Source organism: Candidatus Hydrogenedentota bacterium (assembly GCA_019695095.1).
Classification (GTDB): Bacteria; Hydrogenedentota; Hydrogenedentia; order Hydrogenedentales; family SLHB01; genus JAIBAQ01.
The window spans coordinates 1-21659 of sequence record JAIBAQ010000061.1 but is presented as its reverse complement, the minus strand read 5'-3'; the positions used below and the strand labels follow the sequence as shown (position 1 = coordinate 21659).

Below are 21659 nucleotides of genomic sequence, written 5' to 3'. Positions count from 1 at the left end.
ACGATTGACTCCTTCCTCCAGGAATCTTAACTCTACGGTAAACGGCGCACTCTTGGGTAGTAGTCTACGGTTGGGACGACTCCATAAAAGAAAGGTCGAAGGGATTGCCGGGCTTCCCTATCAAAGATGTCGTGTAGCGTTCGGGAGAAACGGGCCCAAATGCGAAGGGGAGCGGTCCCCAAAGATCACTGTAAAATCCTGCCCCCAACCGTACAAGCATTGGGGTGGTCCAGCGGCACACGGGCAATTCAACCGCCGATTTGGCGCGAACGTGGTCGTCTTTGAGTGGAAATACATTGCTGTTGTTGTTGGGACTGATGACGATATCCCCTTCTGACAGGTCGGCGTTGTCAAGATCGACGGGAGTCATTCCCGCGTTTTGCATGTAATATTGGAATCCCCACTGGCCGAGGAAGTAGATGTGTTTGGTATATGAAGCCAACTCGTGCGATGCACCCGAGGCGGCGGTTCGCGCTGAACCGGCTAGCAGGTAGTCCGCGCGTGTGAGGGAGAGGGAAAACGCCGCGGTCAGGAGCAGAGGGAGAACTGTACGCCACTTCCATGCGGCTTCTCGAAACCAAGGGCGCGTTATTTCAATCTGGCGAACGGCAAGAATCACAGTTGGCGGGACCAGAGGCAGGATTGTTCGTGCCGTAACGGACCAATTGAGGTAGGCCGCGAAGATGAACGTGCCTGCGACCCACAGGGCCAGCAGGATCGAGCGGGGATCGCGGCGATGCAGCAGGTCATTTGCCGCCAGAATGAGGACGGATGCGCCCACAACAATCCACAGCGCGAGCTGTCCCAACGCTGGCCAGAAGTACCATGGCCACACGTTGACAAGCAGGGCTTTGCTTGCCGGAAGGACCGCGAGCAACAAGAACGTGGCGACAGCGAGAATCCCGGCAATGGCCAACCTTCTCCTTGTCAGCAGGAGCGGACTCACGAAGAGCAGGCCTGCGAGGCACCCGCCGGTGAATGAAAGGGCCGTGAGGGTTCGAAGGAAGAGCGATTTGCCAGTTCCTGATTGATCGGGGGCCTTGTATAGCGCGGCGGTCAGCAGGGAACCACCCCCGTAGCGAGATTGGGAGTGCCATTCATACAGTCCAAACAGAATCAACGCCAAGAATAGCGCGGGCAGCCACCGGCGGACGGGATGTTTGCTGGCCACCGAGTAGGCTGCCAATAGAGGGACCAGACTAATTGCGAAGTACTTGGAGAGCGCGGCGGCGACTATCGTGATGGCCGCGAGGACGTAGAGCCAGGCTTTGTCTTCATCCGAAGCCTTGAGCCAAAGCACGACACTCCAGACGTACAGTGTGGTCATGAAGGCATCGGTCATGACGCTGGTGGAAGAGATGAGGAAGACCGGCGAGAGTATGGAGAGCGCCGTCGCGTAGCCTGGCTGTGCGCAGAACCGGCGCGACAGTACGTTGACTCCGAGCGCAAACAACGCTGCCGGCACCAGGAAAGCAGCATGAAGGGGAATCTCGCTCCAGCCTACGAAGCAAGCGGCAAGTGCGATGTAGTAGCCGACGAGAGGCGGATTCATATTCTCCTGGGCCATCGGAGTCAGATGTCCACTCCAATTCACGTCGAATCCATAGTAATCGAGCGGATGGGCGTGAATTTGCTTGGCCACCCACAGAAAGAGGGGGTCGTCGATGTGGAATGCCTTGTTCAAGAAGGGGGCAAGCAGCGCCACGGTCAGCATGGCACACCAGAAGGCTGAGGAGCGAAGCAGGTTATTGATGATTGTCCCTTTCAAAACGCAGATCCCAGTTCGGTTAAGACGTTTAAAGCTCAAAGCATACAGTACTTGGGACGTACGACAGAACTATTTGCCTTGACCGAGGTGTTTCAATGACTCAGAATAGTGGTAGGTTGGTCTTGATGTGTCCTATTTGTTGCAAGGAGTACATGAAATGAGACGGCATTGGTCTGCGTGGACAGTCTGTGTCTGGCTTGGAGTAGCGGGAATAGCCTATGGGGGCGTACCGGTAGCGGATCTGTTGCCTGACATCATTGTGGATCCCGACTTGTTGAATGACCACAGTATCGTGACCAACATAGAACCTGGTCATGTGCATCTGCGCTTTGCGAACGGGACGCCAAATATCGGCGATGGGCCGCTGTACATGATTGGGGAAACGCCTCTCCCAGATTCGGAAACACAGTTGGTTGACCAGCGCGTGTTCCGCTCCGACGATTCATATTACGACAGGCCCGCAGGCGAGTTTATTTACCACCCGACACACAATCACACGCACGTGGACGATTGGGCGGCGTACCGGCTGCGCGCGGTGTTGCCAGGTGATGGCGTGGGTGACATTGTGGCAGAAGGCGGCAAGACGAGCTTCTGTTTGCGCGACACCGAAGTCTTCGACGGGTCATTGCCGAATGTGCCCGCACAGCCATTCTTCGTCGAGTGCTCCACTCAGTTGCAGGGTATCTCTGTGGGGTACCAAGACGTCTACACGAAGAATCTGCCGGACCAATGGATTGACATTACCAACGTGCCTGACGGGACGTATTGGCTGGAGTCCGAGGCGGACCCGCACGATCACGTGCTTGAGAAAAATGAGAGCAATAACGTCGCGCGCGTGAAGTTGAATATCGTGAAGCCTGCGCCACAAGGCGGAGGATTCGGGGGCATCTTCGCGGTTCTGATAGCACTGTTTCAGCAGATTCTGAACGCCATCCTTGGATTGTTTGGGGGCGGCCTATAAGTTCCAGGGACAGCGAGTGAAGGGTCGCAACTGTCCGCCGAGGTGTCAGAGAGCGCTTGTGCGATATCGTTTGAATCCGCGCATGGCTACCGTGCCCGAGACCATCACGATGATCAGAAGCGTCAGCAATGCCCAGGTGGATTCCGCAGAAAGCGCCGGGAACTCCGATCCGTTGTTGGGGTCTGTGCCAAGAGACACTTCGGGGCCGTCGGGCGCGCCATCTGCATCGGAGTCGGGATCCAGAGGATCGGTTGAGTAGGTGTTAAGTTCCGCCCCATCGGAAAGGGCGTCGTTGTCCGTATCTGCATTGTTCGGGTCGGTGCCCAGGAGCAGTTCTTGCTCGTTGGTCAGGCCGTCCTCGTCTTCGTCAATGGCGATGATGCGATAGATTTCTCCGTCGCCGTAATCCATCACGTAAAGCTCTCCGTTCGCATCCTCTCCAAATGAAGCGATGAAGCTGATTTGCGACGCGCCTGGAGGGTCAAGTTCGGAAGTGCGTTCCTGAAACTGAGAGACGTTGGCGCCGTCGTAGCGCAGGGACCATATCCGGGAGAAACTAAAGTCGGCAAAGAAGTAGGTTCCCTGAAGGCCAGCGATGCGGCTGCCTCGATAGACATAGCCGCCGGTGATCGAATGTCCGTCGGAATGCGTGTAATCGAAGAATGGGGGAGTAAAACCGGGATCGGTGCCACAGGTTCCCGAACCACCTCGGCACGCGAAACCTTCGGCGACCTTCCACCCGTAGTTTTCTCCGCCGGGGCTGGATGCAGGCTGGAAATCGATCTCTTCACGGGCGCCTTGTCCCACGTCGGCAATATAGAAATCCCCGGTCAGGCTGTCGAAACTGAAGCGCCAGGGATTGCGCAGCCCGTATGCCCAGATGCGGTCATCTGCACCTACGGTGGAGACGAAGGGGTTCGAGGGCGGAATTGCGTAGGGACTGCCCGAGTCGACATCGATTCGGAGAATCTTCCCCATAGGATCGGACAGGTTTTGAGCCCGGTTATCTGGATCGTTGGAACTGCCGCCGTCACCGGTGGCGATGTAGAGGTAGCCGTCGTTTGGACCGAACGCCATCATGCCGCCGTTGTGGTTGGAATAGGGTTGTGTAAGCGTAAAGAGGATCTGTCCGCTGCCGCTGTCGGCGATGTCTGGATTGGCGGAGGCTGTGAATCGCTGCACAACGGTGTTGCCGCTGTTGTCGGTGTAGTTCACGTAGAAGTAGCCGTTGGACGCGTAGTTGGGGTGGAATGCGAGTCCAAGAAGGCCGCGCTCACCTCCACTCGATACAAGCGAGTTGATGTCGAGGAAAGGTGTCGAGAGTACGGTGCCATCCTTGATGATACGAATACGCGCTGTATTCTGCTCGACAACGAAGAGCCGATGTGTGTCATTTGGGGGAGAAGTCAGGAAGAGCGGGTTGTTGAACCCTGAGGCAACAAGCTCCGTGGTGAGTTGTTGGGCGCTGGAGACTCCCGCGAAGGTCAAGAGAATTGAGAATGGGAGTACGTAAGGTAATGCGTGGACGCGAATTGCTGATTTCACAGTTTTCATCTTCCTTGCAGCTATGGAGAGTATGAAAAGGTGGACTGTCCCCTCTTGCACACTTGACTAACGTACAAAGCACATAGGTTCATTCCTTGAATGAGCCAAGGGAAGTCGAACGGCATTATGTGATACCGTATCGGCATTACCTGCCGGGCAAACCTGTTGCGGAAAGAGGAAGTATGGAAACCAAGAAGAACTATCTCATCGACATGGATGGGGTATTGGTGAGTGGCCGAAACGTCATCCCTGGAGCGGAGAGCTTCATAAAGAAACTGCACGAGGGTGGCTACAAGTTTCTCGTGCTTACGAACAACCCCATATTTACCCAGAGGGACCTCTCGCATCGCCTGCGGATCATTGGTCTGGATATTCCGCCGGACCACATATTCACTTCTGCGATGGCGACGGCCAAGTTCTTGTCATCGCAGAAGGCGCGAAAGGGCGGCGTGACGGTTTATGTGATTGGCGAGAGTGGATTGACGAGCGCGCTTCACGAGGCAGGCTTTGTTATCACCGACCATGACCCTGAGTATGTGGTTCTAGGCGAGACCTTGAGCTACAACTTTGAGACGGTGACCAAGGCGATTCGGTTTGTTGAGCGCGGCGCGCATTTTATCGCGACGAACCCCGATCCATCGGGGCCGTCAGAATCGGGGACCGTGCCCGCATGCGGCGCCATGGCCGCATTGATCGAATCGGCCAGCGGGATGAAACCCTTCTTCGTGGGGAAGCCGAATCCGCTTATGATGCGCACGGCGTTGAATTACTTGGGCGTTCATTCCGAGCACACGGTTATGGTCGGTGACCGCATGGACACGGATATTGTCGCGGGTGTCCAGTCGGGCATGGAGACGATTCTGGTGTTGACAGGGATGACGCGCGAGACTGATATTGCCCGGTTTCCGTATCAGCCGACACAGATCGTCAAATCCGTTGGAGAAATCGTCCCGTAAAGGATGACGCTACCGCGCGAAGATCTCGGACAGGAATTGTTTCATGGCTTCCCAGGATCGGCGCGCGGCTTTCTCGTTGTAGACGGACGTAGGCGGTGAATTGGCTTCGGGGTCGCTGAAGCTGTGAACGGCACCGCCGTATGCGATCATTTGCCAGTCGACGTTGGCCTTTCTCATTTCGTCTTGAAACGCGAGGACTTCCTCTTGCGGCACGGCAGGATCGTCGGCGCCGTGCAAGACGAGAACTTTCGTTTTGATGTTCTTCGCATCTTCGACGTTGGGCGTGTTTAGGCCGCCGTGGAAGCTGACAACTCCCTGGATCGGTTCGCCGCTTCGCGCCAACTCAAGTACGGTAGTGCCGCCGAAACAGTAGCCGAGCGCGGCGATTCGGCTTGTGTCTACCAGTGGATTCTTCTTGAGGGTTTCCAAAGCGGCCTTCACTCGCCTGCGCATCAATGCGCGGTCTTCGCGAAAGGGCCCCGAAAGTTTCATTGCCTCGTCGCGAGTCTTGGCGAGAACCCCTTTGCCGTACATGTCGACGGCGAAACCGACGTAGCCTAGTTCAGCGAGACGCTTGGCCGTGTCTTTCGATTGGTTGCCCAATCCCCACCATGCATGCACGATCAGGATTCCGGGGCGTTTATCTGTCGAAGCGTCATCGTAGGCGATGTATCCCTCGAGCAGCGTATCGCCGTCTTTGTACTCGACAGATTCCGTTTTGATGGCGGCGAACGCAGGAACAGCTAATACGACAGGAAGAATTAGGCACGCGAGTCTCATGACCAGGTTCCTCTCGGTTGTGAGGGGCCGTTTGCAGCAACAAAAGGCTATCCGAGCGGAAGCCGCGAGTCAATATTGAGCGAGTTCTAAATTGATCCGGTGAAAGGCGAAAATCGGACAGGTGACGCTGGTCATATAAATGGGGTTCTGACGGAAATTGCCATCGGGGTGGAAGCACTCCCACGGCGAGCCGAAATCGGGACCCTTGCGGAAATCGCCTTCGCGAAGTTCAGCCACATATTCCGAGGCCAGCTTCTTTGATGCTGGAACATCGACTTTGGAGATGGCGTAGCAAACCCAACCCGTGGGCGTACCCCAGTATGCGCCGTTTTGGTAGCGGTTCTTTGGGCCACCTCCTTTTTCCCAAGCCGTCTCTGTGCTGAAGTCGTCGGTAGTGGGTACGTGGCGGATGTTGCCACGATAGGCAATAGACCCGTTTGCGTACGCCTGAGCGAGGGCGGTGCAGGCCGATTTGGATTGGGGATCAGGGAAGGCACTTACGAAGACTCCGAAGGCCGTGCCCCACACATCGGGTTGAGCGCTTAGTCCCGTTGACGCTTTGTAGAAACCAGAAGGGAGCGCGAAGGTTGCCGTAATGGCATCGCGTAATTTCTGTCGCTCTTGCCCGTAGATTTCCTCCTTTGCCTTGTCGCCAAGTTCTCCGAAAATCAGCGACAATTCGCCCGCAGCGCGGTATTTGAGCAAGGAACAGAAAAGCAAATCCCCCGTGTGATAAATGGAATCCACGAATCCGAACGTTACTCCGCGCGTGGCTTCGGTGACGGTGACCAATCCGTTGTCTTCACGAGACGGGGGCATGCGATAGGCCTCCTCCAACCGTTGTTTGAGGGGCTTTCCGTTAACGTCGTCGTTCAGAAAGCTGGGGTCCTTCACCACGGCGAGATAGTTTGCGGCCATGTGGATGAAGAAGAAGGCGTCGTCCAATGCGGGCAACTTTCCCCAGCGTTCACCGCCTTGTCCTTCGAAGTCGTCGAGGGTTCCAGGGTAATAGATGGGTTTGTCGCCAAAGGTGATGTGGTCCGCTATGGAACCCTTGGGAACCAGACTTCCGCTTTTGAGTGTCTGGTCCGAATCGGACTGGTGCTTGGCCGTCAGATACAGCATGTGCTTCTGTTCTTCGACGGTAATCGCTCCGGACTCAATAGACATGGCGTAGTCGCGAATCCAGAAGGCAGGGTAGTCGTGCCGGCCGCCGGGTCGAATGAGCGTGTTGCCTGTGATGTTGGGACCGATCGCACCCACGGAGGCATTGGCGGGAACTCGCGATTCCTGAACGACGGCGGAAGTCATATCGGTGAGAAAGTTCATGTCGTCTGGCGAGAGAATGGCCGCCGTGTGATCGCTCTGTGCGGGCAGGAGACACAAGACAATCGCAAGACCTAGTGACGGCATGTTGACTCACTCCTGTGTGGTTATGCGCTCTGAACCGTTTTCGGACACTAGCAGAAGCCGACATCGGAGACAATTCGGGCGCTTCGCGTTGTGTCAGAACCGGCTCTGGATGCGGCGATGACGGCGCATTTTCATTGACAAAAGCAGTGTTTAGATCTATACAAATATGGGGATGTGTAGCGTTAGGTAGTAATCAGGAACGGTGGGGCGCCATGAAAACTTCTCAGCTTTCCCGCACTTCATGTGTCTTGCTCGCTCTATTCAACCTTCTTTTGCTCGCGGGATGTCCACCGCTCGTCAGCGGGTGGATCCGCACGTACGGAGGAACGCACAGCGACTACGGGAAGGATCTGACGCAGACCTTCGAAGGAGGATATGCTGTCGCGGGAACGACTTATTCGTACGGAACAACGAACGGCGATCTGTACCTATTAAAAGTAACGTCGAACGGGAATCAATCCTGGTACTACACGTACGGCGGATTCGAGTTTGAGAAGGGATACCGTATCGCGCAGGCCGATGACGGCGGGATTGTCGTCGCAGGGACGACCACGTCGTTTGGCGCAGGTGAATTGGATGCTTGCCTGCTCAAAGTGGATGGAGCCGGAGCCTACCAATGGTTCAGGACGTATGGGACCGCGGATGATGAGACTGTCTTGGGTTTGGGCAAGACGAAAGACGGCGGTTACATACTGGTAGGCACAAGCATCAACATACAGAGCGGTAATCAAGACATCTATCTTGTTAAGACCGATGCCGATGGTGTCGCGGATTGGACGAGAGGTATCGACTATGGCGGAGAAGAAATTGGAGTTGGCGTTGTGCAGGCGGCAGACGGCGGATACGCCATCACCGGGCAGCGAATCCTAGTCGATCCTCTGGCGGACTCGCCGCCGGGATATACGGCGACGATGTGCCTCGTCAAGACGGATGAGAACGGGATTGCCAGTTGGATCGAGGAATTTGGCGAGAATGCCGCTGGCTTCGATATCTGTTTGTCTGGGGACGGCGGCTACGTTATGGCGGGAGCGGCGTCCGGCTCGGCGCTAGATCCTCTCGATGAAGACGATGGGTTTGCCGTAAGGACAGACGGAGATGGAAACGAGGTATGGTCGTTCCTCTATGACCGCCCCGCACAGACTTGCTGGTTGCTATCGGTAATGCCGTGCAGCGGCGGAGGGTTCATCTTCTCCGGAGACGAAGGGGATGCGGCACTCATGTTGAAGACAGACGAGAATGGCGTAGACGAGTGGTCGCGCCGATTCGGGGAAAGCCGCGGAACGCGGGCGAGCGGCGCCGCGATAATCGAGTCATCCTGGGGTGGGTACTGTCTGGCTGGGTCGCAGTATGACAGCGACAGCGATGACTGGTCCGTATATATGGTGAAAACGGACGAAGACGGAAATACTGGACTCCCGCTGACATTGCCGTGATTGAACCAACGGCGCTTGACGTCCGATAGAGCCCGGTCGTAGCGCTTGTCCGGTCTTGTAACTTGGCGGTTGCGTGATACGCTCCTGTATACTCCCGCTCGCACGCCTCGGGGGGGGAGTCAGGGGAGCTTGTTATCGTGAACGAGAATTCTGTCGCCGCATTGGCATGTAGCGCGTATCAGAAGGGGAAAAGACTTGTAGTCCCTCTTATGGGCTTCCCCGGAGTGGAGATGGTCGGCACGACCATCAAGGTCGCCCAACAGAACCACTGGGCGCACTTCCGTGCGGTGCGAAGCCTGGTTGAGCGGTTTCACCCCGACCTAATCTTTCCGTTGATGGATCTGTCCGTTGAAGCAAATGCCTTGGGTCGGTACACGATCTTCCCGCGGCACGATTCCGCGACTGTGCCCAAAGACCACTTTTCAATGGACGATTTGGATGAACTGCGAGGCATCGATATCGCGTCGGACAGCCGCGTGATGAGTTGTGTCGAGACGGTGAGGCGGATGCGCTCGTTGTTGCCGCAGGAAGTCCTTGTAGGCGCTTACGTGGCGGGACCCTATTCGCTCACCGGTCTGATTATGGGGGCCGACGATGCGGCCATGGCGACCATTGCCGAGCCTGAGAAGATGGATGTGCTCACGCAATTCAGCCGGGAGACCATTACGACGTACGTGCGGCAACTGATTGGCGCGGGAGCGCAGGTCATTTGCATGCTTGAACCGAGCGCCGTGATGCTCGGGCCGGACCAGTTCCGGCGGCATTCTGCCGAGCACGTAAAGGCAATCGCAGGGATGTGCCGCGCTTCAGGCGTGAGCTCCATTTATCACACTTGCGGTAACACCATGCACGTGTTTGAAATCATGGCACAAGCGGGCGTGGATGGTCTGAGTCTGGACTCGCCGGGAACGGGTGTGGACCTGAAGTTTGTGGCGGAGAGTCTGCCACAGAGTGTGGCGGTGATTGGAAATATCTGCCCCGCGACGACCATGCTCAGCGGGACCCCGGAAGACGTTCGGCGAGAAGTGAACGATCTGCTGGAGAAGATGGCTCCGTATCCCAATTTCGTTTTGGGTACGGGTTGCGATTTGCCAGCAGAAACTCCTTTGGAGAATATCGACGCGTTTATGCAGGCGGGGCGGGCCTGGGTCAAGTAAGGCGCGTAGGGGATACAAGCGGTGTAATCTCGGCGATTGACAGTGTTGATGGCTTTATGGTATAAAGTACTTGGTGCTGGTGTTCTCCATGTTTGGCCGGGGGTGCTGTCATGCTTGCGGAACATTTCGACTTGGCCGTGATTGGGGTCTATTTCCTGGTTTCATGTGTCTTGTGTTGCGCGATCGCCGTGATTGCACTTCAACGCTTCCTACCTTTCAAGGTCCTTCGCATTGAGACTTTGAGCACCCGCGCAAGGTTGGCAATGGTCATTCCCTTGGCGGTCTTGGCCCTCATGTTGGTGATCGCGTTCAGGAACGGCTTTATCTCGCTTATGAGTGGAGAGGCAAGACTGCACGTATTCAGTACCGAAATCCCGCAAGGAGGGCTTTCGGATGCAAGCACGACGAAAGCAATGCTGCAGTGGTTTGCGGCATTTGCAGTGAGTGCTCTGCCGTACGGGATCGCAATACGGGCTCTGGTGGGAAGGGAGAAGCCCGCCGGATACGGGTTACTGCTCGTATCGGTTACGGCATTAACAGCGTGTTTGCTGTGCATACTGCTCCTGGGAGCCATAGGTCTGTCCAAATACACAGTAGCGATGGGGCTGACGCAGAAGCGGGCCGAAGGTTGGGCATATGTTGCGATTAGCTTTCTTGCCTTGGCGGGGGCCTACGTTTGGCTGGTGTGGCCGCGCGAGAATGACCGAAACACGGCTTGATTGGCCTATGCTCACGCGAGGCCAAGCGTGTATCATAGATACACGTCTCTTCTGCCGGAGAGGCGGCGGAAGAAAGAGCGTCATTTAGTGGTATGACCGATACGCAGAAGGAGATGAGACGTGAGCATCAATCTCGTGACGACACTCAAAGGGTCGCTTCTGGAAGGGTTCTTTCCAGCGGGTTGGGACTTGAAGAAGCTGGACGAAATCTGTTCGCGCAAGCCGGAGACGATTGTGAAGCGCGAATCCTGGTGGAACAAGAAGTTCGAGCCGGTTTCGTGTGAAACGCTGGCCGATTTCGACATGATGCTGGGACACGAAATCGCGATGGAAATCTGCCAGGCCAAAGAAAAGAAGCAGCAGATTGCATTTATTCTCCCGGTGGGTCCAATGGGTATGTACCGCTGGGCAGTGTATTTCTTGAAAGAGTGGGGCGTGGACTGCAAGCACATGCATGGGTTCAACATGGACGAGTGGAGCGACCACAAAGGAAATACGCTTCCCTCAAACGATCCAGGTGCATTCCAGAATGCCATGGAGCAGGCGTTCTATGGGCCGTTGGGTAAGTTGTCCGTGCCGAAGTCGCAGCGGCACTTTGCGACGAAGTCCTCGCTGCCGAAGTACGGTGAGCAGATTCGCGCGCTGAAGAAGGCCGGGGCCCGTCTTGTGACTGTGTATGGCATCGGGCGTGCGTGCCATATCGCTTTCTGGGAGCCGCATTTTGCCGCCGAGTACAAGTCGGTGGATGAGTGGAAGAAGGCTGAGTACCGATTGGGCGCAATGTTGTGTCCGCTCACCATCGAACAGAATGCGATTACGTCGTTCAAGAGCCGGACCACACTTGTGCCCGCGACCGCGAACACGGTTGGACCAGGTCTGTTCCTGAAGTCCGATCGCGTGATCGGCGGCGCGGATGGAGCGCTGGGACGCGGCATGATGTGGCAGGGGATGTCGTTGTGGGCATCGCTGCATCATTCCCCGACGCCGTGGATTCCCAGTACGTTCATGCCTACGTTGCCTGGACGGCTGTTCTTCCTGAAGGAACTGGCTGGACCTCTTGAGGCGGAGTGTAACTAACCCATAAATGCATTCGCGGGGAACCCACGTTTAGATAAGCGTGGATTCCCCGCGTTACTTTTTGGCGCTCGTTCATTGCAGCCGATAGGTGCCAAACGTGGGCAGCATGATGCGCCGTCGAATGCTGTCTACATTTTTATGGGCGGACATCCCGCCGAGAGAAGCGTGATTCCCAAAACGATTGCCGTAGCGACTGCAAACTGGATTGCTTTCAAGCCGGTCTTCTTCATCTGTGGTTCTCCATGTTGTGGTTGCGGGTGACTTGTCAACTGATCGGGGGACATCCCGAGGCAAGTACTGTGAGGCCAACGACAAAAAGAAACGCGACAAACATCTTCATCAAAGTCATTTCTAGATCTCCTCTATGAGACACCGTGGATTCACGACCAAGAGATTGATTCCCCTGGCGACTGCTTAGGAGCGTAATGCGACTAGAGAGTTTGCGGCGGACAACCCGACGCCAGAAGCATGATTCCGAGAACAATCGGTATCGAGAAAGCCAATTTGAACAGCATTGGCGCATGGGGCTTCATTGCTGTATGCCTCATTGGTAATCCTTCATTCAGAGAGAACCAAGGACTAGCAGGGCACAGCGACCGAGGCGCTCTGCGAGACCCTCTACTGTACAGCGCGAACGACTACTTGTTTCTTTGCGTGATGCCTTGCAGGAGGAAACACACGAATTCGAAATGCGAATTCTGATGTGCAACGCTTTGTGATTCTGAGGGAGTATACCACAACTTTTATGAAGCAGCGCCTTCTTGCATGAGAGCATTCAAGGCCGCATCGTGCAGCAACTTGTTGGAAGCGAGTACCCCGGTGTTTCTGGATAGTGTACGGCCTTGGGTGAAGTCGAGCGGTTTGCCTTGAAGGTCGGTGATGCGACCACCGGCTTCTTCGATCACGAGCGACCCCGCCGCTTGGTCCCAGATCTTTTCCTTGTAGTCAGGCCGCTTTGGAGAGAGCAGGCGAAACAGAATCTCTCCTGCGCCGGCAGCCATGACGGCATATTTTGCCTGGCTATCCATCTTGACAGCGGGCGCCTGTACGCCGAGACGTTGGGCCACGAGATCGACTTCACTGATATTGGTGTGCGCCGCTTCCACGCTTCGCAGGATGCGCGCATCGGCGGGGTTGCTCGTGTTCGAAACGGCAAGGCGCGTCCATTCGCCGCCTTCGAGCGCGCGCGTCCAGGTGCCTTGTCCGCGAACGGCAACAACCAGCGAACCGGGGCCGTCATGTTCCGGCGTGTATGCATTGGTGAGATTGGGGCATCCGAGCACGCCGACTTCCACGTTGCCATCGACGATGAGCGCCAAAGCAATCGCATATTGATCGGCGCGCAGGAACCCTTTCGTTCCGTCGATAGGATCGAGAGTCCAGAAGCGATTGGCAGATTCGCCCGCGCCGCGATCGATCCATTGGCAGACCGTCTCCGGAGTCGCGTAGGCCAGATGTTGGCCTACGAACCGGGCGACCTGAGAGAGCATCTTCGAGTTGTCGGGTGCGCGCAGCGACTCGGAGTCTTCCTCAGCAACCAAGGGATCGTTGGGGAATGAACGGTCGAGCATGAATCCGACAATTGCCTGGGCGGCGAAGTCGGCGACGGTCACGGGGGATTTGTCTTCTTTGGCGAGGCTTTGTCCCACGAGTTCCCGCTGTACTTCTTTCGCAACTTGCGTAGCCAGGCGGACTGCATCAATCGCGAACGCCACTTCGGGGCGTTGAACATCCAAAGTCATCGATCTTCTCCCAGGTTGCCTACGTAGAACGCGGTATAGTAGCGAAATACGCGCCCGGGGAAAAGCAAACTCCTGATTCTCCTATTTGCGAAGTTAGGGTGTCGCGCGTTTGTAGGTGAACAGAACCGAACCTGGTCTTAAGGGGATTTCCACAAAGAGTCCCTTATCCAGAAGTTCGGCGCCCACGATCTTGCGGGGATTGTCGGGAGCATCGAGGTCCGTGACGATATAGGTTGCGGTACGGTCAAGACCCTTTAATGTCAGATCAACAGAGCGATAGATACTCGCATCACGCCGGAAGACTTGAATCATGCCTTCGCCTACTTCCGGACGATCGAACTGCCACGCCATCCACGCATCCGCTGAAAGACTGTATGGCGTGAGTGGATAGAAGTCTCCGGCGTAATTCGGGGCGACTTGCTTCCACTGGGTCACGAGTCGTCGAAGCTCGTTGTAATCGAGGTCTTTACTGCGCGCATCCCATAGACAGTTGGGATAGGGCGTCATCATGCTGCGGAAGAGATAGGCGTCCGCGAATTTCTCGCCGGTACCGTGGAAAGGTATCCAGGAGGAGATTCCATAGGTGCAGCATTGCGTTCCGATAGGTTCGAGGATGTAATCGGTTCGCCACAAAGGTACGGAACGGCGCATGGTTTCGAGATCGTTTCGCCTGCCGCCGCTGGCGCATGAGTCAATGCGAAGATCCGGGTGACGCTTGAGCAATTCGTCCCAGAACGCCAGGTATCCGGTTATATGGCCAATTTCGGTAATGCCCTGACGATCTGGAGCATCGTTATTGCGCCAGTACGCGAGCGGGTCCATGTTGAAGTCTTGGCGATAGAGGTCAATGCCTTGCTCGGTCAGCAGCTTGTCCGTGTGATCCACAAGCCATGTCCATGCATCGGGATTGCCCAGGTTGAGTAGTTTCTGTTCGCCGTCTTTGCCCAATAGCCATTCTGGGTGTGTATCGTACAGCCACGTTCCCGGCGTGACGCGTTCCGGCTCAAACCATACGATTGACTTGATGCCCTTGGAATGGGCGTGGTCGGTTATGGCGCGCAGCCCGCGCGGGAATCGTTTGGTGTCGACTTCCCAGGTTCCGGTGTTCGGCCAACCGGACTTGTTGAAGTACCAACCTGCGTCCATCCACCAATAATCGAGAGGTATTTTCTCTTCGACGTATCGGTCGATGAATTGAATCTGGCTGGCCTCATCCGCGGTTACCATTTCGCCAAAGAAATGCGAAGAACATCCCGCCAGGTGCATCGTGCACAGCTTGCCATTCTGGCGCGGGACATTGTGCGCAATCATCCATCTGCGCCAGGTATTCTGGGCGTCTTCACGATTACCGTTCCAGAACTGAAGTACCACGAGGGGCGTGCGCACTTCCTCGCCTGGATGCAACGTGAAATGCGTCAGCTCTTGGCCTGCTCTAATCCGTAGATTGGCGCCTTCATCGCGCGTAAACGATGCGGACCACTGTCCGGGCCAGCCAACAACTGCGATGACACCTTGTCCGGGCCACTCGATGTTGAAGTAAGGGAAGACTCCATTGCTGCCGCGTCCACCCGCAGACGTAAGTGTCTTGACTTCCTTGGCCTTCAGAACGGTTTCGTGAGGCTCGTAGTCATCGGGGACGCAGTTGCTGCCGGTGTGATGATGCAGAGCAAACTCGCCGGGGCGCGCAAAACGCGCATATACGTCATCGGCGAGGCGCGTGAAGGTCGTGTCGAGAGGAAGGACATTCGACAGGATCGGCGTGTCTTTGGCGCCTGCGTTCTTAAAGTACAACGTCCATTCGACGGTGGGAAAGTCGAAGTATTCTACGACGATGCAGCGAATCTCAAGCGACGTTACCGGATCTCGGTAGATGATTTCGTGGCGAAGCCGATTGTCGTCAAGTTGGCCGGTTGAGGAATGCTTCTCAAAACGCGACAGTACTTCCGTGGAAGATTTGTCACCATACTGAAAGGAGAAGGGAGGTCCTTGAGTGAACGCCGGTTCATCCTGGCCTTGTACGATGGGGAGGTCGCCCAACCAATATGTGCGGCCATCGGACAACTCAACTTTTGCATTCGCCCAAATTGCCTGATCGCAACTGATACCATCGCCGGCATCGCTCACGCGAAGATTGAATTCGGTGGCTCCCGCCAAATCGACTTGTACGGAATGAGGTGGCATGCCCTCGCGAATCGTGGGGGATGTGAAGACAGGCGCTCCGTTGGCAACGACGGAAAATATGACGCTGCCTGAATTGCCGCGGGTTTGCGCATTGGTGTCGATGCCCACCACGGCGGTGAATTCCTTTGCTGCTCCAGGTAATTTCACCAGGATGTCGCTTGGAGCATGTGTGAAGAGTCCACGGTCGAATTGCACAGCGCCCAGCGTGAGCGGCTTGTCGACTCTGCAGTTTTGCCAGACAATGTCAAAGTGCTCCTTGATTGTCAGACTTGCTGGCGGGGTGTAAGAGGCCGCGCAGTCGAAATTTGCCGATGTCCATTGTCCCAAGCCTGCCATTTCGGCCGGAGTTGCGAGGGAGGGTTGGGCTGGTACCAAGACTGCAAAAGCTAGGAGAGCGATTGCGAACCACACCTTCATCTGAATTCCCCCCTGGAAGAGTTGACGGTCTGGCAACTGTGACTTCTACACGAGTGCAACCCTCGCCGGCCAAGATGACCGGCGAGGGTTATGGTTATGCGATTACTGAATCTTCACGAGTTTGTATTCATGCTTCTGAGGTTGAGCCAAGTTATGGCGCTTCCGCGCGATTTCCTTCTCGACTTTCTTGAGCGCAGCGGCCGCCTGTTTAGAAGCTCGATAGTCGGCAAGTTGAAACTCGACATTGCGCCAGCGGGTAAAGAGCGCATCGTTGCGCTTCACAGTTTCCGCGAGCACTTTGCTGGCTTGTGCGCGCATGGGCGTGTCGAGGACGGCGAGATTTACGCCTTTGGCCCAGTCTTCTGCGGGAAGCTCGACGACAGCTTTGCCATCGATCTCAAGCCGGTACTTTCCGGTTTGCAGGCCGCGCACGGTGAGCATTTGACGGTTTAAGGCGTCGGTGAAATCGGAGTACTTGAGAGCCAGTTCCATTGACTCGTCGGCCGGGAATGGAAGGGCGTGGTCCTTCTGCGACCACGCAAGATCCTTGAACTTGAACACGCAGGCATTCTCGGCTTTTGTGACCGAGCCAGAGGCTGCATCAATGACTACATCGCTCACGACGCCATTCGCGTTCCATCCTTTCAGCAGCGCGGCGGCCATGACCAGTTGTCCGCTGGGGCCAGGGTGAATGGTATCGGGGACGAAGGTGTTCGCCTTGGGGTCGTTCGCGGCCAATGCAGCCTGAATAGCGTTGGTGACCGGAGCGTTGAAGTCGACAAATCCAAAATGGTGTTGCTCGGCACGCCACTTCACGTGGTCCACGTATTTAAGGAGGGTGTCGTTGTAGCCTTTGCGCTCAGCCTCCGGGTGCGCCCATTGGTCGTACGGGGAAGTCCCAATCAGTGTGAATCGCGCGCGGGGCGCGGCAGCTTGCAGAAAGCCTATGAGCTTCCCGTACCACTCCTGGTAGGTCGCAAGAATCTTGGGATCGTAGGGAACGTAACCGGCATCGTTCATGCCCAACATGACGGTAATGACGGTGGGCTTGTCCGGTTTAACGTCTCGTTTGACGCGGACTTCGCTTGTGCCCATCCAACCACCCCACGTAGTGTCACCGCCGACGCCGCGCGCATAGAACGTTACCTTAAGGTCGGGATAGCGCGTGGCGACGAACGCCTCCGTGTACGTGGTGTACAGGCGCTGTTCCGTGATGCTGTCTCCGTAGAAGTCGACGGTGTCGCCATCTTTGAGGAAGAAGTTGGAATCGGCGGGTGCTGCTGCAACGAGTAGAAGGCAAAGCAGCGCCGTGAATAGCAGGCGTCGAACGAGGCAGGTAGTCATAAGTTCTCCTTTCGTCACGAGGGATCAGTATAACCGATTACGCCGGAGCGAACCCGCGCACCCTTGACAACGCATGTTACGGCCAGAATTCCGATCAGCAGAGCAATGGCTGAGCCGCAATTGAAAAGGCCTGCATCGGGATAGCGCACAATGGCGTAGCCCAAACTTCCAGTAAATAGTGCGTAGTATGCAAAGGGAAGCAGGGTCTTTCGAATGATGGGACCTTCCCTTCCGTCGAGGCCTACCACGGCGGAGGCCGCGACAACGTTGTGGACGCAGATCATGTTTCCTGCAGCGCCACCGGCATTTTGCAGAGCGACGATCCACGTGGGATCGACGCCGATGTGTTGCCCCATGCCGAACTGGAAGAGCGAGAACATCATGTTGCTGACCGTATTGCTGCCGGCGATGAATGAGCCAAGGCCGCCGATGAATGGGGCGAAGAGAGGCCAGGCAGTTCCCGTCAGCGCCGCGACTCCGTCCGCGAGTACGATTGGCATTTTGTCGTAGCCTGCCGCGCCACCGTCAGAACAGAGAAAGACCTGGACCATGGGGACGGTGAAGATGAGTGCTTTTGACGAGCGCAGAGCCGTGCCAATGCTCGTGCGCCAAGCCTGTTTGTAGGCAGTGAGGCTCATCTGGTGCAGAAATAGAGTAATCAGGGAGACGGCAATGAAGAACGAACCAGGAGAATAGAGGGGCTCAAACGTTATCGAGATGTCGGTGTCGAACACGTGCATGGCATTGATCTTGACGGCTTGCTTCAGCCAACCTCCGATTGGAAACGCCCGCAGTCGCGACAAAACGAGCAGAATCGCTACCAGGAGGTACGGGGACCAAGCCCGGAATAGACCAAACGAGGGAGGACTGTCGTTCTCGTCCAGCGATAGGGTCCCCGACCATTCGGCGTCCCACGTGTTGCGCGAAGGGAAATCCCATACTTCGTTCCTATCGGGCATCAGGAACCCTTTGCGGGCAGCAAGAACGACAACAGCGAGGCCAACGAGACTGCCAATGAGCGAAGGGAACTCGGGTCCGAGAGCGAAGGCGCAGATGAGGTAGGGGATGGTCATCGCGAACGCGGAAAAGACCGCGAACTTCCACACCCTGAGACCATCGGAGAACGCGCGGCGCTCTCCAAACATGCGTGTCATGATTGCGACAACAATCAGGGGGACGAATGTCCCTGCAACCGTGTGAAGAATGGCGGTCTTGACGCCAATGTGGGCCAGGAATTCGGGCGTGTGCTGAAAGCCGTGCGCGATCGCGAAGTCTTTGACGCTGGCGTCGTCACCAAGGCCGGTAGCGATTCCCAGGAGAATAGGCGTGCCGGCTGCACCGAAAGACACGGCCGTGCATTGAATGATCAATCCGGCAATGACCGCGGCCATGGCCGGAAAACCCAAGCCAACCATAAGGGGAACAGCCAATGCCGCCGGGGTGCCGAAGCCCGCAGCACCTTCGATGAAGGACCCGAATAGCCAGGCGACGATGATTACCTGGATTCTTCTATCGAGCGTGACGCTCGTAAAGCCGTTGCGAATAACCGTCAGCGCTCCGCTGGCATTGAGTGTGTTGAGCAGCAGAATTGCGCCGAAGATGATGTACACCAGCGTGCCCATAACAAAGAGTCCATTGATGGAAGCGGCGGCGACCCGCGCGCCCGGCGTTTTCCACACGCCGAGCGCAAGCGCAACCGCGATGATGTAGCAAATGGGCATCGCGCGGCTCGCGGGCCATTTCAGGCCTACGACGAGCAAACCGACGGTAAAGATGGGGAGTACGGAGAGAACTGCGAGTAGAGCGGGGGACATGTTGGTGGTACTTCTTTACGTTAGGCTTGGAGATTACTCACGAGCGCTTCAGCATCCAGTCGGTAATCTCGGTCATGAATGCGGATTTGTCGAGGTCGTTGTAAAGTTCGTGGTAACCATGCTCGAATATACGGAGCGTTTTGTCCGTCGATTTAGATCGGTCGTAGAGATTCTTGCTGCCCGAAGGGTCGGTAAGTTGGTCGGCGGTGCCGTGGAGTATAAGCAGGGGATCTTCTATACGATCCATGCCTTCGTTCAATTCGGCGATGGCCTTGCCGATTTCCGCGCCGGTGCGCGCCTGCATGCGGCCCGTATAGCGAAGGGGATCGTTCAGCATTTCTTCGATGGCGGCCGGATCGCGCGAGACCGCCTTGAAATTGACGCCTTGAACGGGCAGTGTCGGCAAGTACTTCCCCAGAAATGCCGCCAGCTTGATGAGGAAGGGCGGCACACTGTCCGGGATCTTCAGCAGCGCGCTGCTGAAGATAAGACCGCGCACGGCTGGAGCATGACGCAAGACATAGACTCCAAGAACAAGCCCCCCCATGCTGTGCCCCATCAGGAACAGCGGGCGGCCTTCCACATTTGCCTTGATGCTTTGCATAAAGGTGCGGACATCGGAAATCGTATCGTCGAATGAATTGATGAAGCCGCGCTTTCCGGGAGATTTGCCGTGGCCTCGCTGGTCGAAGGAGTAGACGTTGACACCAGCGTGATTGAGATGCTGAGCGACTTCCTGAAAGCAGGCTCCATGATGGCCAAAACCGTGGATTATGATCAGCGACGCACGAGGCTCTTGGCCGACTTCCCACGACTGTGTCGCGAGATCTTGGTTGTCGTGCGTGCGAAATGTTCCCGTGGTCACGTGGTTCCCCGCCTCCCCAATGTGCAAGTCTATCGTGAAGCATGCTAGGGTTGCGCCTGGGTGGAATGCAAATCTCAGCCCGAGCACCTCTTTGGGCAGAAGAATGCGCTCGCTTTGTGTGGGGTTTGAGACGCACCATTGAGGGGGAAGTATGTTACTTATTGCATTGCTCGTTCTCTCCATCGTGTTCATCGTGATCGCGACTGCGAAATTGAAGCTGCATCCTTTCCTGGCGCTGCTGGCTGCCGCATTTGGTTTCGGTATTTGCGCAAACATGCCGCTGAAGGATGTCGTGAGTTCGGTCAATACGGGTTTCGGGAACACGGTAGGCGCCATAGGCATCGTCATACTGGCGGGTTCCATCATCGGGTCGTTTCTTGAACAGTCTGGCGGGGCGTTGCGATTGGCGGAGCGCGCTCTACGGATTACGGGTGAGAAGAACACGCCACTGGCTATGGCGCTCGTGGGCTACGTGGTTTCCATACCTGTGTTCTGCGACTCTGCATTCGTGTTGTTGTCACCGATCAACAAGGCGTTGGCGCGTAAGGCGAATGTGTCGCTGGCTGCGGGCGCTATCGCTTTGAGCCTGGGACTGTACTCGACGCACACGATGGTTCCACCGACGCCAGGGCCTGTGGGGGCAGCGGGTGTTCTCAATGCCGATCTCGGACTGGTAATTCTCTGGGGTGGGATTGTCGGTCTTTTTGCGACGTTCGCGGGTTGGACTTTTGCAGTCAAGGTCGCGGGCCGGCTTGATCTTCGCCCAGAAGTTGAGGAGCCGGCAGATATGAGGAAGGGGCACGATGATTTGCCATCGACGGCAAAGTCGCTGACGCCGATACTGCTTCCCATCATACTCATACTTGTCCGTTCGATAGCGGAGTTGCCGAGCAATCCATTGGGTGTGGGCAGACTGACCGATGTGATTGTCTTTCTTGGTCAACCAATCGTCTCATTGCTCATCGGGGCTCTGTTTGCCTTCCTGTTGCCCAAACCGTTCGACCGAAAGCTGCTTTCCACGGATGGATTGGTGGGAAAGGCAATCGTATCCGCGTCTTCGATCATTGTTATCACGGGCGCGGGTGGGGCATTTGGCAAGGTCCTGCAGAACTCCGGGATCGCTGACGTAATTGGGACGGGCTTCCAGGGACATGAAGGCATTGGCATTCTGCTGCCGTTGTTGGTCGCTGCGGGACTAAAGACGGCACAGGGTTCGTCGACCGTGGCCATGATCACCACGGCCGGACTCGTCGCGCCGCTTTTGCCCGCTTTGGGGCTGGATGGGGAGGCGGGCAAGGCGCTCACTGTGGTTGCCATTGGTGCCGGCGGAATGCTGGTGTCGCACGCAAACGACAGTTACTTCTGGGTAGTCACCCAATTCTCGGGCATGACATTGTCCCAAGGGTACCGTTTGCAGACGTTGGGTACGCTTGTTGAAGGGCTCGCGGCGGCAGTGGTTATCTGGTTTTTGGCAATGGTTGTTGTTT

Annotated in this window: 16 protein-coding genes; 7 read left to right on the top strand and 9 right to left on the bottom strand. The window is 56.3% G+C overall.

Annotated elements, in window-relative coordinates:
- Positions 1-64 precede the first annotated feature (64 nt).
- Entirely contained in the window at positions 65-1768 is a 1704-nt protein-coding gene (locus tag K1Y02_11910; GenBank protein MBX7257057.1) for a glycosyltransferase family 39 protein, read from the bottom strand.
- A gap of 157 nt (positions 1769-1925) precedes the next feature.
- On the opposite strand from K1Y02_11910, the gene K1Y02_11905 reads away from it, so the two are divergent.
- Positions 1926-2729, top strand: a complete 804-nt coding sequence (locus tag K1Y02_11905; GenBank protein MBX7257056.1) for a hypothetical protein — start codon at positions 1926-1928, stop codon at positions 2727-2729.
- 45 nt (positions 2730-2774) lie between these two features.
- On the opposite strand, the gene K1Y02_11900 is transcribed toward K1Y02_11905, so the two are convergent.
- Entirely contained in the window at positions 2775-4283 is a 1509-nt protein-coding gene (locus K1Y02_11900; GenBank protein MBX7257055.1) for a PQQ-dependent sugar dehydrogenase, read from the bottom strand.
- A gap of 173 nt (positions 4284-4456) precedes the next feature.
- Between K1Y02_11900 and K1Y02_11895 the strand changes: the two genes are divergently transcribed.
- Entirely contained in the window at positions 4457-5230 is a 774-nt protein-coding gene (locus K1Y02_11895; protein MBX7257054.1) for an HAD-IIA family hydrolase, read from the top strand.
- Positions 5231-5239: 9 nt separating this feature from the next.
- On the opposite strand, the gene K1Y02_11890 is transcribed toward K1Y02_11895, so the two are convergent.
- Entirely contained in the window at positions 5240-6010 is a 771-nt protein-coding gene (locus tag K1Y02_11890) for a dienelactone hydrolase family protein (protein ID MBX7257053.1), read from the bottom strand.
- A 69-nt stretch (positions 6011-6079) separates the two neighbouring features.
- Positions 6080-7423, bottom strand: a complete 1344-nt coding sequence (locus K1Y02_11885) for a hypothetical protein (GenBank protein MBX7257052.1) — start codon at positions 7421-7423, stop codon at positions 6080-6082.
- A gap of 212 nt (positions 7424-7635) precedes the next feature.
- On the opposite strand from K1Y02_11885, the gene K1Y02_11880 reads away from it, so the two are divergent.
- From K1Y02_11880 to K1Y02_11865, 4 genes are all read left to right on the top strand, one after another.
- The gene (locus K1Y02_11880) at positions 7636-8856 is read left to right on the top strand and encodes a hypothetical protein (GenBank protein ID MBX7257051.1); all 1221 of its coding nucleotides are present in this window, start codon (positions 7636-7638) and stop codon (positions 8854-8856) included.
- Positions 8857-9065: 209 nt separating this feature from the next.
- On the top strand, positions 9066-10013 hold the full coding sequence (locus K1Y02_11875) for a uroporphyrinogen decarboxylase family protein (GenBank protein MBX7257050.1): 948 nt from the start codon (positions 9066-9068) through the stop codon (positions 10011-10013).
- A 110-nt stretch (positions 10014-10123) separates the two neighbouring features.
- Complete coding sequence (locus tag K1Y02_11870) at positions 10124-10732, top strand: hypothetical protein (protein ID MBX7257049.1); 609 nt, start codon at positions 10124-10126, stop codon at positions 10730-10732.
- Between the two features lie 126 nt (positions 10733-10858).
- Positions 10859-11809: a glucosamine-6-phosphate isomerase gene (locus K1Y02_11865; GenBank protein MBX7257048.1), complete on the top strand. Its 951-nt coding sequence runs from the start codon at positions 10859-10861 to the stop codon at positions 11807-11809.
- Between the two features lie 743 nt (positions 11810-12552).
- On the opposite strand, the gene K1Y02_11860 is transcribed toward K1Y02_11865, so the two are convergent.
- The 5 genes from K1Y02_11860 to K1Y02_11840 all read right to left on the bottom strand — a co-directional run bounded on the left by K1Y02_11860 (position 12553) and on the right by K1Y02_11840 (position 20172).
- Complete coding sequence (locus K1Y02_11860; protein ID MBX7257047.1) at positions 12553-13551, bottom strand: 3'(2'),5'-bisphosphate nucleotidase; 999 nt, start codon at positions 13549-13551, stop codon at positions 12553-12555.
- 93 nt (positions 13552-13644) lie between these two features.
- Positions 13645-16149, bottom strand: a complete 2505-nt coding sequence (locus tag K1Y02_11855) for an NPCBM/NEW2 domain-containing protein (GenBank protein ID MBX7257046.1) — start codon at positions 16147-16149, stop codon at positions 13645-13647.
- A gap of 102 nt (positions 16150-16251) precedes the next feature.
- A complete protein-coding gene (locus K1Y02_11850) occupies positions 16252-17493 on the bottom strand; it encodes an SGNH/GDSL hydrolase family protein (protein MBX7257045.1) in 1242 nt (413 codons plus the stop codon).
- Between the two features lie 14 nt (positions 17494-17507).
- Positions 17508-19307, bottom strand: a complete 1800-nt coding sequence (locus K1Y02_11845; GenBank protein MBX7257044.1) for an L-lactate permease — start codon at positions 19305-19307, stop codon at positions 17508-17510.
- 37 nt (positions 19308-19344) lie between these two features.
- The gene (locus K1Y02_11840; protein MBX7257043.1) at positions 19345-20172 is read right to left on the bottom strand and encodes a lysophospholipase; all 828 of its coding nucleotides are present in this window, start codon (positions 20170-20172) and stop codon (positions 19345-19347) included.
- A gap of 151 nt (positions 20173-20323) precedes the next feature.
- Here K1Y02_11840 and K1Y02_11835 point away from each other — a divergent pair.
- Positions 20324-21659: GntP family permease (locus K1Y02_11835; protein MBX7257042.1), on the top strand; the 1336-nt coding region annotated here is incomplete at its 3' end.

Coding starts and splice junctions, on each gene's coding strand:
- K1Y02_11905 (MBX7257056.1), top strand. CDS start 1,926: ATGAGACGGCATTGGTCTGCGTGGACAGTCTGTGTCTGGCTTGGAGTA.
- K1Y02_11900 (MBX7257055.1), bottom strand. CDS start 4,283: ATGAAAACTGTGAAATCAGCAATTCGCGTCCACGCATTACCTTACGTA.
- K1Y02_11895 (MBX7257054.1), top strand. CDS start 4,457: ATGGAAACCAAGAAGAACTATCTCATCGACATGGATGGGGTATTGGTG.
- K1Y02_11890 (MBX7257053.1), bottom strand. CDS start 6,010: ATGAGACTCGCGTGCCTAATTCTTCCTGTCGTATTAGCTGTTCCTGCG.
- K1Y02_11885 (MBX7257052.1), bottom strand. CDS start 7,423: ATGCCGTCACTAGGTCTTGCGATTGTCTTGTGTCTCCTGCCCGCACAG.
- K1Y02_11880 (MBX7257051.1), top strand. CDS start 7,636: ATGAAAACTTCTCAGCTTTCCCGCACTTCATGTGTCTTGCTCGCTCTA.
- K1Y02_11875 (MBX7257050.1), top strand. CDS start 9,066: ATGGGCTTCCCCGGAGTGGAGATGGTCGGCACGACCATCAAGGTCGCC.
- K1Y02_11870 (MBX7257049.1), top strand. CDS start 10,124: ATGCTTGCGGAACATTTCGACTTGGCCGTGATTGGGGTCTATTTCCTG.
- K1Y02_11860 (MBX7257047.1), bottom strand. CDS start 13,551: ATGACTTTGGATGTTCAACGCCCCGAAGTGGCGTTCGCGATTGATGCA.
- K1Y02_11855 (MBX7257046.1), bottom strand. CDS start 16,149: ATGAAGGTGTGGTTCGCAATCGCTCTCCTAGCTTTTGCAGTCTTGGTA.
- K1Y02_11850 (MBX7257045.1), bottom strand. CDS start 17,493: ATGACTACCTGCCTCGTTCGACGCCTGCTATTCACGGCGCTGCTTTGC.
- K1Y02_11845 (MBX7257044.1), bottom strand. CDS start 19,307: ATGTCCCCCGCTCTACTCGCAGTTCTCTCCGTACTCCCCATCTTTACC.